This is a genomic window from Haladaptatus rarus (assembly GCF_054177585.1).
This window is the reverse complement of record NZ_JBPEHG010000007.1, coordinates 216,862-224,289: the sequence shown is the minus strand read 5'-3', so window position 1 is coordinate 224,289 and position 7,428 is coordinate 216,862. Positions and strand designations below refer to the sequence as shown.

8 protein-coding genes are annotated in these 7,428 nt (G+C 60.4%); 7 read left to right on the top strand and 1 reads right to left on the bottom strand.

What is annotated here, in order from left to right; all coding sequences use genetic code 11:
* The first annotated feature begins 41 nt into the window (after positions 1-41).
* The 4 genes from hemC to ACR3FE_RS16860 all read left to right on the top strand — a co-directional run bounded on the left by hemC (position 42) and on the right by ACR3FE_RS16860 (position 4,068).
* Positions 42-1,139, top strand: coding sequence for a hydroxymethylbilane synthase (gene hemC, locus ACR3FE_RS16875; RefSeq protein ID WP_458208533.1), 1,098 nt, complete (start codon positions 42-44; stop codon positions 1,137-1,139).
* Positions 1,136-1,867: a uroporphyrinogen-III synthase gene (locus tag ACR3FE_RS16870; RefSeq protein WP_458208521.1), complete on the top strand. Its 732-nt coding sequence runs from the start codon at positions 1,136-1,138 to the stop codon at positions 1,865-1,867. Before hemC ends, ACR3FE_RS16870 begins: the two co-directional genes overlap by 4 nt.
* 27 nt (positions 1,868-1,894) lie before the next feature.
* A complete protein-coding gene (locus ACR3FE_RS16865; protein ID WP_458208520.1) occupies positions 1,895-3,307 on the top strand; it encodes a DHHA1 domain-containing protein in 1,413 nt (470 codons plus the stop codon).
* 221 nt (positions 3,308-3,528) lie between these two features.
* A complete protein-coding gene (locus tag ACR3FE_RS16860; protein WP_458208519.1) occupies positions 3,529-4,068 on the top strand; it encodes a metallophosphoesterase family protein in 540 nt (179 codons plus the stop codon).
* 366 nt (positions 4,069-4,434) lie between these two features.
* Here ACR3FE_RS16860 and ACR3FE_RS16855 read toward each other — a convergent pair whose 3' ends face one another.
* The gene (locus tag ACR3FE_RS16855; RefSeq protein ID WP_458208518.1) at positions 4,435-4,734 is read right to left on the bottom strand and encodes a cupin domain-containing protein; all 300 of its coding nucleotides are present in this window, start codon (positions 4,732-4,734) and stop codon (positions 4,435-4,437) included.
* Between the two features lie 170 nt (positions 4,735-4,904).
* Between ACR3FE_RS16855 and ACR3FE_RS16850 the strand changes: the two genes are divergently transcribed.
* The 3 genes from ACR3FE_RS16850 (at position 4,905) to ACR3FE_RS16840 (ending at position 7,428) form a co-directional block, all read left to right on the top strand.
* Positions 4,905-5,225 carry a DUF5783 family protein gene (locus tag ACR3FE_RS16850; protein ID WP_458208517.1) on the top strand — a complete coding sequence of 107 codons (321 nt, stop codon included), beginning with the start codon at positions 4,905-4,907 and terminating at the stop codon, positions 5,223-5,225.
* A 268-nt stretch (positions 5,226-5,493) separates the two neighbouring features.
* Complete coding sequence (locus tag ACR3FE_RS16845; protein ID WP_458208516.1) at positions 5,494-5,844, top strand: NifU family protein; 351 nt, start codon at positions 5,494-5,496, stop codon at positions 5,842-5,844.
* A gap of 81 nt (positions 5,845-5,925) precedes the next feature.
* Positions 5,926-7,428: a sulfatase gene (locus tag ACR3FE_RS16840; RefSeq protein WP_458208514.1), complete on the top strand. Its 1,503-nt coding sequence runs from the start codon at positions 5,926-5,928 to the stop codon at positions 7,426-7,428.

The following is a 7,428-nucleotide window of genomic DNA, read 5'->3' as shown; positions in this document are numbered from 1 at the left end:
GTTGCGAAGCGGATTTCAACGTGGGGTTCCCAGTCTCCGATATGAGTTATCGCGGAAAGGAGATTCGTCTCGCGACACGGGGGTCAGATCTCGCCGTCCGACAGTCGGGGGAGGTAAAGGCGGCGCTGGAAGACCGTCGGTTCTCGGTCGAACTGGTCGAAGTGGAGACGACGGGCGACCGACTGGACGACGCGCTCATCACGGAGCTCGGGAAGACCGGCGCGTTCGTCCGTGATTTAGACCAACGCGTCTTGGACGAGGAGGTGGACGGCGCGATCCACTCGATGAAGGACATGCCGACCGAGCACCCGGACGAACTCATCGTCGCGGGCGTCCCCGAGCGCGCGAGTGCGAACGACGTACTCGTGACGCCGGATGGAAAGCCCATCGACGCACTTCCGGAGGGTGCGGTCGTCGGGACGTCGAGCCTCCGCCGGAAGGCACAACTACTGAACCTTCGTCCGGATCTCACCGTGGAACCCCTGCGCGGCAACATCGACACACGAATCGAGAAGCTGCTCGCACCGACACTGCAACAGGAACACGAAGCGCGAACCGAGGAAGAAAAAGAGCGCAAGGGGCACGTCGGAAAGGACGACAGCTACGAGTTCCCCTACGACAAGACGGTCGAAGAGTGGTTCGACGACATCTCCGAGGTCGAGCGCCGCGCACTCGAACGCGAAATCGAAACGGAGTACGACGCCATCGTCCTCGCCGAGGCGGGCCTCCAGCGCAGTGGTCTCGCACATCACGTCGAGTACGACCGCCTCTCGCCGAAGGAGTTCGTCCCCGCACCGGGGCAGGGCGCGCTCGCCATCGTCACGCTCGACACCGAACTCGCACAGAACGTCCACACCGTGCTCGACCACCCCCGGACGCGGGTCGAGACGACCGTCGAACGGACGATCCTCCGCGAACTGAACGGCGGTTGTATCGCTCCCATCGGCGTCCACGCCATCATCCAGGGCGAGAACGTCCACGTCGAAGCGCAGGTGTTCAGCGCCGATGGTTCGGAGAGCGTCTCGATGAAACGCGATGTTCCGGTTCAGACGCACGTCACCGGTGCGAAGCAGGTCGCCAGCGAACTCGCAGACCGCGGTGCCCGCGACCTGATCGAGGCGGCTCGGGAGGACGGATGAAGATCGCGATATTCCGCCCGGACGACGAGCGACTCGACGAAGCTGTCGCAGTGCTCGAATCGCTCGACGTCGAGCCAGTCGCTGACCCTATGCTCGCGGTGAAACCGACCGGCAACTCCCCCCAGCATGCAGATTTCGTCGTGCTGACGAGCAAGACTGGTGTCGAACTCGCACACGAGGCTGGCTGGAATCCGGGCGATGCGACGGTCTGCGCTATCGGCAATTCGACCGCTGAGGCGCTCCGCGAACACGGGTACGATGTCCACGTCGTCCCCGAGGAGTTCTCCTCTCACGGTCTCGTCACTGCGCTCGCAGACCGCGTGACAGGCAAGCGCGTCGAAGTCGCTCGAAGTGATCACGGAAGCGACGTGCTGACCGACGGCCTCGCCGATGCCGGGGCCGACGTTCACGAGACGGTGCTCTACGAACTCGTTCGCCCGAACGGTGCAGGTCACTCCGCAGAACTCGCCGCAGACGGTGATCTCGATGGCGTCCTGTTCACCTCGTCGCTCACTGTCGAACATTTTCTCGCCGCCGCCGCCGCCCGTGGTATCCGGGACGAGGTGATCGCGGGCCTCCGGGACAGCACTGTCGGTGCGATCGGTTCGCCGACGGACGAGACGGTTCACGAACACGGTCTCCACGTCGACGTGGTTCCCGAAACTGCCTCGTTCGACCGACTTGCACGCGACGCGGTCGCGCACATCCGTGAGAACACCGAGGTTTAAACGAGAGGACGCGACAATGGTGTACCCATGAGTGGCCCGGTTCCGGAACTGACGAAGCGTGCGACGACCTGTGCAGACCGCCTTCACGACGCGGACGGTGTCCTGCTCGCCTCGCATATCGACGCCGACGGTCTGACGAGCGCCGCTATCGCCTCGTCTGCGCTCGAACGAGCCAACATTCCCTTCGAGACGGTGTTCAGCAAGCAGCTCGACGCAGATGAGATCGCCTCGATTGCAGCGACCGAGTACGATACCGTCCTGTTCACCGACTTCGGAAGCGGGCAACTCGATATCATCGCAGAACACGAGTCTGCGGGTGATTTCACGCCCGTCATCGCCGACCACCACCAGCCTGCCGACGCGGATACCGAGTTCCACCTCAATCCTCTGCTGTTCGGTCTCGACGGTTCGTCGGAACTCTCCGGTGCGGGCGCGAGCTACGTCCTCGCGCGGGCGCTCGAACTGGATGGTACCGACAACCGCGACCTCGCAGCACTCGCCGTCGTCGGAGCAGTCGGCGATATGCAGGTTTCGGATGGCGAACTCGTCGGTGCGAACACGGGCATCGTCGACGAAGGAATCGACGCTGGCGTCGTCGAAACCGGCACCGACCTCGCACTGTACGGCAAGCAGACCCGACCGCTTCCGAAACTACTCGAATACGCGACCGACGTGTACATCCCCGGTATCTCGAACGACCAGAACGGCGTCCTTCGATTTCTCGATGGACTGGGTATCGACCTGCAGGAAGGTGGCGACTGGCGGCGCTGGGTCGACCTGACCGGCGACGAGAAACAGACCGTCGCTAGCGCACTCGTCCAGCGCGCGATGCGGAAAGGCGTACCCGCCCAGAAGATCGACGGCCTGGTCGGAACCGCGTACACGCTCGTCGCAGAAGAGGAGGGAACCGAACTCCGGGACGTAAGCGAGTTTTCGACCCTTCTCAACGCCACGGCGCGCTACGAACGCGCGGACGTCGGCCTCGCTGTCTGTCTCGGTGACCGCGACGCCGCACTCGAACGGGCGAGAACCCTCCTGACGAATCACCGTCGCAACCTCTCGGAAGCCATCAACTGGGTGCAGTCGGAGGGCGTCACCCGAGAGGAACACGTTCAGTGGTTCCACGCCGGTGACCGCGTTCGCGAAACTATCGTTGGCATCGTCGCGGGCATGGCAGTCGGTGCGGACGGTATCGACCGTGGAACGCCCATCTTCGCCTTCGCCGAGAAGAACGACGAGGAAGTGAAAGTCTCCGCACGCGGGACGCCCCACCTCACGCGCAAGGGCCTCGACCTCTCCGTCGTGATGAAAGAAGCGTCGCAGGCGGTCGGCGGAGACGGCGGCGGTCACAACGTCGCTGCGGGGGCGACGGTGCCGAAAGGCAAAGAAGCGGCGTTCGTCGCGCACGCCGACGAACTGGTCGGCGAACAACTCGGGTAGTCGCTTTCTCGTGCTGGATTCGCAGACAGGACTCCTTCCTATCTGCGATTTGATATAGCGAAATGCGATTTATGAGGAACTGGCTTCCGATACACCGATTCCTTCTGAAATGCTTCTCCCGTGCCGATATCCTTCGAATACGTGCGCATTCCCCGATCGATGCCGGATCGCCCGAGTCATCGGTCGAGAAGCTCTTTCACTCCGATTGTCAATTCTATTTCATGGAGATCGCGATCCCTTCTGACACACATATATCGGAGCAAGAGCGAGCCATCCCCGACCCGTTTCGTGAGTACATCCAGCAGGCCGATTACGTCATCCACGCAGGCGACTTCGGCTCGAAGGACGCTCTCCGAGAACTCGTCGAACTCCTCGCTCCAGACCTGACTGCAGTATATGGTAACGCAGACCCCAACGACATCGATCTTCCACCGGTAGCATCGATCGAAATCGAGGGTGTGACGGTCGTCGTGGTACACGGCATCGTCAACCTCGTCGAACGGGCTGTCTTTAGTTCGGAAGGTGTCGTCACCAGCCGAGAGGATTGGTTGAACACCATCGCCGACGTTACCCGGTGTAGAGCTGACGAACCGATGGTTGGGATCGGTGGCCACAGTCACGACGTCGAAGATACGGTTCACGATGGTGTTCGGCTGTTGAATCCGGGGTCGGCAACGGGGGTCGGGCGGGCCGACGGTGCAACGATGATGACCGCTGAAGTCGCTGAGGGCGATCTGAGTGTGACCGTTCACGAGGTGTGAGAGACACGTCTTGATTTCGGGATTCTCGTCGAACTGACCACAGAAATCGTCACAGCGCCGATCTTCTCCTGACTGTTCTCACTTCGATACCCTTCCTTCGGTATCCGAGTGTCGCCGACCCGTTCGAATCACCGCGTGAATCGGTCCTTCGTTCGCCACCTCTCGATCTGGCTGGTGGAAATGCCAAAAAGAGGTTGTATAGTAGCCTCACGCCTGTTTTTCTTCTCTTACCTCGTGATACACCGCTCCGGGTAATGTATCGCATATCGCTATACAAAATCACGGTCTCCGATCCGAACAGATATCTCTCGCAAGTGCTCGCTACGTCGTTCTGACCGGGGTCTGTGCAGGAAATAGCGTCCTGGGCTACGTGCTCGGTGCGAAGACGAGTACAGCGACGCTCTCTTCGACCGCAGCGGGTGAGATGTCCTGATTGCCGCTGAACCGGGCGATGTCGCCCGGATGGAGGTCACACTGTTCGTCCCCGAGTTCGAGTCCGATGTGTCCCGAGAGCAGGTGCAAAACGATGTCTTCGCCGGGATGCTGGTGGGGCGGGATTCGTTGTCCCGCTTCGAGCTGGAGGCGTACCGTCCGTGGTGCCTGCTGGTCGAAGACCTCTGCGTGCGGTGTCGATTCCAAATCGTCGAGATTCGTTATTTCTGGCATGGTCGTGATCGGTGTCTTCGCTATCGACGTGACCCGTATATTCGATAGGAGGCGTATTCACTTGATGTTTTGCCGAAAAATATGCAGATCGAGATCTCTTCGAACCTCTCGTCTCTCTCACCTCGAATCGAATAGTCCCATTTTTACCCGCCCCTCTCTACGTTCCGGACATGACCGAGTTCGACCCCGAGAAGTTCGAGGACAAGTACGTCCACTATTTCAACGAACTCCAGCGAGCGTACAAGAACGCCTTCAACGATCTGAACGAACGATACGACTCCGAACTGATCCACGCTATCGACCAGCAGATCCTGAACGAGAGCGAGCCATTCTACGAGGGTGATGGCGAGTTCCGTATCGAACTCCCCGAGAATCCGATCGACCGACTCCAGGGTGTCCTCGTCGACGACGAGAAAGTAGAAGGGGTACTCGACATCTACGTCGAACGGATCGAGACCGAACTTCGTCGTATCTTCGGCTTCGAATCTTAGAGTTCGCGGTCGAGCGCCTGTTCTGCCGTCTCTTCGACACCTTCCGAGAGTGCTTCTTCGACGCCACCGTCTCGGAATCCATCGACCATCTCCAATAGTACTTTTAAAGGGTTCATCGGTGGCCGATAGATGCTGGAATAGCACATAAATATTCTGTTAGGAACTCCGGCGAAACAGTCGATATTCGGTGTGTGACCGGCGAGCATCGCCCGATTTCGAACCGAGGGTAGTGGAAAGGCCTAAGGAGGCTGGCACCATACTCCGGAACATGAGCACCGACACTCAGGAAGAGGCCGACGACTTGGAAGAGCGGGTCAGCAATTTCCTGCGCCGCAACTTCCCACAGATTCAGATGCACGGCGGCAGTGCCGCCATCCAGAACATCGACCGCGAGACCGGTGAGGTCACCATCATGCTTGGCGGCGCGTGCAGTGGCTGTGGTATCTCCCCGATGACGATCCAGGCGATCAAGAGCCGGATGGTCAAAGAGATTCCCGAGATCGAGAAGGTCAACGCCGACACCGGGATGGGTGGCGACGGTGGTGGAATGAGTCCATCGTTCCCCGGTGAGACCACCGACGATGGTGACGAGGACGAAGGTCCACAGGCTCCGTTCTAATCCCCGTATTTTTAGTTTTCGGCCGGTTCCACGCCCCGAATCACGATATTTATCCCACCGGACGCTGTAGCAGGCGACAGTATGACGAACGACGACGCCTCGGCGCAGAACGTCGTATTCGTGGTCATGGATACTGTTCGGAAAGACCACCTATCCGTGTACGGATACGACCGACCGACGACGCCGGGCCTCGAACGGTTCGCAGAAGACGCGACCGTGTTCGAGCAGGCTGTTGCCCCCGCTCCGTGGACGCTCCCGGTACACGCTTCACTGTTCACGGGGATGTACCCCAGCGAACACGGCGCGAGCCAGGAAAACCCCTATCTTGAGGGCGCAACGACGCTCGCACAGACGCTCTCCGCGAACGGATACGAGACGGCCTGTTACTCCTCGAACGCGTGGATAACGCCCTACACGCACCTCACGGACGGGTTCGACGACCAGAACAACTTCTTCGAGGTGATGCCCGGCGATTTCCTCTCCGGGCCGATGGCGAAGGCGTGGAAGATGATGAACGACAACGAACGCCTGCGTGCCGTCGCCGACAAACTGGTCAGCCTCGGCAACGTGGCACACGAGTATCTCGCCAGCGGTGAGGGCGCGGACTCGAAGACGCCGCAGGTCATCGACAGCACCATCGAGTTCATCGACGACGCCGACGGGCCGTACTTCACGTTCATCAACCTGATGGACGCCCACCTGCCCTACCACCCACCGAAGAAGTATCGGGAGAAGTTCGCTCCCCGCGTCGACTCGACCGAAGTGTGCCAGAACTCGAAGGAATACAACTGTGGCGCACGAGACATCAGCGACGAAGAGTGGGAGGCCATCCGCGGTCTCTACGATGCGGAGATTCGGCACATCGACGACCAGCTCGGACGCCTGTTCTCGTGGTTGCAAGCGAACGACGAGTGGGAGGACACGATGATCGTCATCTGTGCCGACCACGGCGAACTCCACGGCGAACACGACCTGTACGGGCACGAGTTCTGTATCTACGACCCCCTCATCAACGTGCCGCTGCTGGTCAAGCATCCGGAACTCGAAACTGGCGTGAGCGACGAACAGGTCGAACTCATCGACCTCTATCACACCGTCCTCGACCACACCGGCGTGTCGGGCTCGAACTCGACCAAGCCGCTCGACGAAGCGCGGTCGATCCTCAACGCGGATTACCGGTCTTTTGCGGAGGACGTACCGGGTGACGGCGAGTGTGCCTTCGTGGAGTACTATCGCCCCGTAGTCGAACTGAAACAGCTCGAAGAGAAAGCCAAACGGGCGAACATCCAACTGGACGAGGATTCGCGGTTCTACTCGCGGATGCGGGCCGCCCGCAGACCGGACGCGAAGTACATCCGCAACGAGCGGATCGAAGACGAGTTCTACCACCTCGACGAGGACCCCGGTGAACTCCACGACGCTCGCGGCGAGGGCAGCGACGAAGAGGTCGAACTCGAAGGCGCGCTCTCCGCGTTCGAGGAGACCGTCGGCGGTGAGTGGAAAGAGGTTTCAGACGACGACGTACTGGGTGATATGAGTGACGACGCCAAAGACCGACTCCAAGACCTCGGGTACATCGACTAA

Coding starts and splice junctions, on each gene's coding strand:
- ACR3FE_RS16850 (WP_458208517.1), top strand. CDS start 4,905: ATGACCGAGTTCGACCCCGAGAAGTTCGAGGACAAGTACGTCCACTAT.
- ACR3FE_RS16860 (WP_458208519.1), top strand. CDS start 3,529: ATGGAGATCGCGATCCCTTCTGACACACATATATCGGAGCAAGAGCGA.
- ACR3FE_RS16870 (WP_458208521.1), top strand. CDS start 1,136: ATGAAGATCGCGATATTCCGCCCGGACGACGAGCGACTCGACGAAGCT.
- ACR3FE_RS16865 (WP_458208520.1), top strand. CDS start 1,895: ATGAGTGGCCCGGTTCCGGAACTGACGAAGCGTGCGACGACCTGTGCA.
- ACR3FE_RS16845 (WP_458208516.1), top strand. CDS start 5,494: ATGAGCACCGACACTCAGGAAGAGGCCGACGACTTGGAAGAGCGGGTC.
- ACR3FE_RS16855 (WP_458208518.1), bottom strand. CDS start 4,734: ATGCCAGAAATAACGAATCTCGACGATTTGGAATCGACACCGCACGCA.
- ACR3FE_RS16840 (WP_458208514.1), top strand. CDS start 5,926: ATGACGAACGACGACGCCTCGGCGCAGAACGTCGTATTCGTGGTCATG.
- hemC (WP_458208533.1), top strand. CDS start 42: ATGAGTTATCGCGGAAAGGAGATTCGTCTCGCGACACGGGGGTCAGAT.